The sequence below is a fragment of the Streptomyces bambusae genome, from assembly GCF_019400985.1.
GTDB classification, from domain to species: domain Bacteria; phylum Actinomycetota; class Actinomycetes; order Streptomycetales; family Streptomycetaceae; genus Streptomyces; species Streptomyces bambusae_A.
Genome location: NZ_WTFF01000510.1, coordinates 1 through 3,284 on the forward strand (window position 1 = coordinate 1; position 3,284 = coordinate 3,284).

Annotated in this window: 4 protein-coding genes and 1 pseudogene; 1 reads left to right on the forward strand and 4 read right to left on the reverse strand. The window is 71.8% G+C overall.

The annotated features are described in order from the left end of the window. Positions 1 to 34 precede the first annotated feature (34 nt). From GPJ59_RS34855 to rimP, 4 genes and pseudogenes are all read right to left on the reverse strand, one after another. Positions 35 to 391, reverse strand: a pseudogene (locus GPJ59_RS34855) (translation initiation factor IF-2 N-terminal domain-containing protein); the annotation flags it as partial. 149 nt (positions 392 to 540) lie between these two features. Further along, positions 541 to 837, reverse strand: a complete 297-nt coding sequence (locus GPJ59_RS34860; protein ID WP_219672055.1) for a YlxR family protein — start codon at positions 835 to 837, stop codon at positions 541 to 543. Between the two features lie 135 nt (positions 838 to 972). Continuing rightward, positions 973 to 1,959, reverse strand: a complete 987-nt coding sequence (gene nusA / locus GPJ59_RS34865; protein WP_219672057.1) for a transcription termination factor NusA — start codon at positions 1,957 to 1,959, stop codon at positions 973 to 975. A gap of 2 nt (positions 1,960 to 1,961) precedes the next feature. Continuing rightward, positions 1,962 to 2,474 (reverse strand): ribosome maturation factor RimP, encoded by a 513-nt coding sequence (gene rimP / locus GPJ59_RS34870; protein ID WP_219672058.1) that lies wholly within the window; start codon positions 2,472 to 2,474, stop codon positions 1,962 to 1,964. Positions 2,475 to 2,628: 154 nt separating this feature from the next. Here rimP and GPJ59_RS34875 point away from each other — a divergent pair, with 154 nt between their 5' ends. Further along, on the forward strand, positions 2,629 to 3,183 hold the full coding sequence (locus GPJ59_RS34875; RefSeq protein WP_219672060.1) for a hypothetical protein: 555 nt from the start codon (positions 2,629 to 2,631) through the stop codon (positions 3,181 to 3,183). The last annotated feature ends 101 nt before the right edge of the window (positions 3,184 to 3,284 follow it).

A 3,284-nucleotide genomic window follows, 5' to 3' on the forward strand; every position in this document is an offset into this window, starting at 1 on the left:
GGCAGGACGACGCCCATGGGCCCGATCCTCACCGGGGCCGCGGGCCGGGCGCGGCCGGGGTCACCGGGGCGCTGACGGCCGGGGCCTCGGCGGCAGCCGGCTTGGGGGCCGGGGCGCCGGGCTTCGGGGCAGCGGGACGTGCCGCGGTCGCCGGGGACGGCGCAGCGGGCTTGGCGGGCGCAGCCTTGCGAGGCGCGCCGGGCTTGGCAGCGGTCTTGCCGGCGCCACCGCCGGGACCCTGCAAAGCGTCGGTCAGCTTGCGTACAACGGGCGCCTCGATCGTCGAGGACGCCGAACGGACGAATTCACCGAGTTCTTGGAGCTTGGCCATGACGACCTTGCTCTCAACCCCGAACTCCTTGGCGAGTTCGTATACCCGGACCTTAGCCACTTCGCTCCTTTTAGGTCCGGGTTACGCCGGACCGTCGCTACTTCATGGGCGTACTCATCGCGTACTCATCGAGTGCTCATCGCAATCTCGACCTACTTCCAACTCGCGAGGTACCTGACCGCACGGGGTTCCGTGCCGTACTTCTTTTCTTACGGTGTCGCCTCTGCGGCCCCTGCGACCGCCTCTACGGCCCGGCGCAGCTCCGCCGTGTCGAGCACTCCCGGGGACCGAAGGGCCCGGGGGAACGCCCGGCGGCGCACCGCCTGGTCGAGGCAGACCACGGCGGGGTGCACATAGGCACCCCGGCCGGGCAGCGTACCGCGACGATCGGGGACACACGCGTCCCCGGCCACCACGATCCGCAGCAGATCGCTCTTGGCCGCTCGCTCCCGGCACCCCACACAGGTGCGCTCAGGGCATGCGCGGGCATGCGTCCGGCCAGACACGCCTAGTCTACCTCCCCGTACCGACCTCACCCCTTCGGGCGAAAAATCGAACGGACGTTGTCGTGATCCCAGTGGATCGGGATCGATGTCCCGTGGATCTGTCTACCCGGCCGGGGAACCCGTCCGGTAGCGGATTTATTCCGCGGCCGGCTCGGTGTCGGGCCGGATGTCGATGCGCCAGCCGGTGAGCCGGGCGGCGAGGCGGGCGTTCTGGCCCTCCTTGCCGATGGCCAGCGACAGCTGGTAGTCGGGCACGGTCACCCGGGCGGAGCGCGAGGAGAGGTCGACGACCTCGACCTTGCTCACCCGAGCGGGTGACAGCGCGTTGGCCACCATCTCCGCCGGGTCGTCCGACCAGTCGACGATGTCGATCTTCTCGCCGTGCAGCTCGGCCATCACGTTGCGCACGCGGCCGCCCATCGGGCCGATGCAGGCGCCCTTGGCGTTCAGCCCGGAGCGGGTCGAACGGACGGCGATCTTGGTGCGGTGGCCGGCCTCGCGGGCGATCGCGGCGATCTCGACGCTGCCGTCGGCGATCTCCGGGACCTCCAGGGCGAACAGCTTCTTCACCAGGTTCGGGTGGGTGCGCGACAGGGTCACGGACGGACCGCGCACGCCCTTGGCCACCCGTACGACGTACGTACGCAGACGCAGACCGTGGGTGTACTCCTCGCCGGGGACCTGCTCCTGCACCGGCAGGATGGCCTCCAGCTTGCCGATGTCGACGAGGACGTTCTTGGGGTCCTTGCCCTGCTGCACGACGCCGGTGATGACGTCGCCCTCCCGCCCGGCGAACTCGCCGAAGGTCAGGTCGTCCTCCGCGTCGCGCAGACGCTGCAGGATCACCTGCTTGGCGGTGGTCGCGGCGATCCGGCCGAAGCCCGACGGGGTGTCGTCGAACTCCTGGGCCTCCTGGCCCTCCTCCAGATCCTGCGGGTCCTCCTTCGCCCACACCGTCACGTGTCCGTTGGTGCGGTCCAGCTCCACGCGCGCGCGGCGGCGGCTTCCCTCGGTGCGGTGGTACGCGATGAGGAGGGCCGACTCGATCGCCTCGACGAGCAGGTCGAAGGAGATCTCCTTCTCCCGGACCAGACCCCGCAGGGCACTCATGTCGATGTCCACGGCTACGCCTCCTCTTCCTTCTTGTCCTTGCGGTTGAACTCGATCTCGACACGCGCCTTGGCGACGTCCGTGAAGGCGAGGCGGCGGGCGGTGGCCTTGCGGCCCTTGACTCCCGGCACCTCGAGGTCCAGCCCCTCGTCGTCCACGCCGAGGATCCGGGCGATGAGTTCCCCGGCAGCCTTTCCACCTTCGGTGGACAATTGGAACTTAACGAGGCGGCCTGTCGCCCGTACGTAGTGGCGGTGCTGGGTCAGCGGGCGGTCCGCGCCCGGGGAGCTGACCTCCAGGACGTACTCGCCGTCCCCCATCGCGTCGGTCTCGTCGAGCTTCTCGCCGATGACCCGGCTCAGCTCGGCGCAGGCGTCCAGCTCCACGCCCTCGTCGGAGTCCACGATGATCCGCAGCATGCGGCGCTTGCCCGCGCGGGATAGCTCGATGTCTTCGAGGTCCAGGCCCTGGGCGGCGACGAGCGGCTCCAGCAGTTCGCGCAGCCTGTCGCTCTGGGTGGTGCTCATCCGGGTGACTCCTCGGCCGCGTGTGCTGTTGTGGTTTCCGTCGCGTGTCAGGTCAAAGGGTATCCGGTCCCGGGGGGTGTTGCCGTCCGCCCTGTGGACACCGCCCCGGGTACCGTGATCACCTGCTGTCCCTGCCACCACCGAGGACGTCGCCGTGCCCTGGACCTTTCCTTCGAGCCCCTCGCGCAGGAGTCTGCTCGTCACCGCCGCGGGTGCCGCGCTGCTCACCGGCTGCTCGGCCGCCGACCGTTCACCCGGCCGGCCGGACGCGCCGCTCGAACCGCGGATGCGGGAGGCGGCCGTCCGGGAGAGCCAGGGGATGCTGGAACGTTACGACGCCACGCTCGCGGCCCATCCGACGCTGGCGGAGCGGCTCGCTCCGCTGCGCGCGGCGGTGGCGGCGCACGTGACGGCGCTGCGCCCCGACGGCGCGCCCCCCACGCCCGCCCCGGCCGGCTCCCCCGGCGCCGCCGGCGCCCCGAAGGGGGCGAGCGCCTCGCCGGTACCCTCGGCCTCCCCCGTCCAGGTCCCCGACCAGCCCGCCAAGGCGCTCACCGCCCTCGCGGACGCCGAGCGGAGCCTGGCCGAGTCCCGTACCCAGGCCCTGGCCGACGCCCCCGGCGAGCTGGCCCGGCTGCTCGCCTCGGTGGCCGCCTGCGGCGTCGTCCACCACCACCTGCTCACGTCGAACCCCGGAGGCCAGGAGTGACCCGCCCGCTGTCGTCCCGCGCGGCACAGCCGACGCCCAGCGCGTCCGCCGCGTCCGCCGCGTCCGCACGCGCCCTCGCCGCGGCCCAGGCGGCCCTGGCC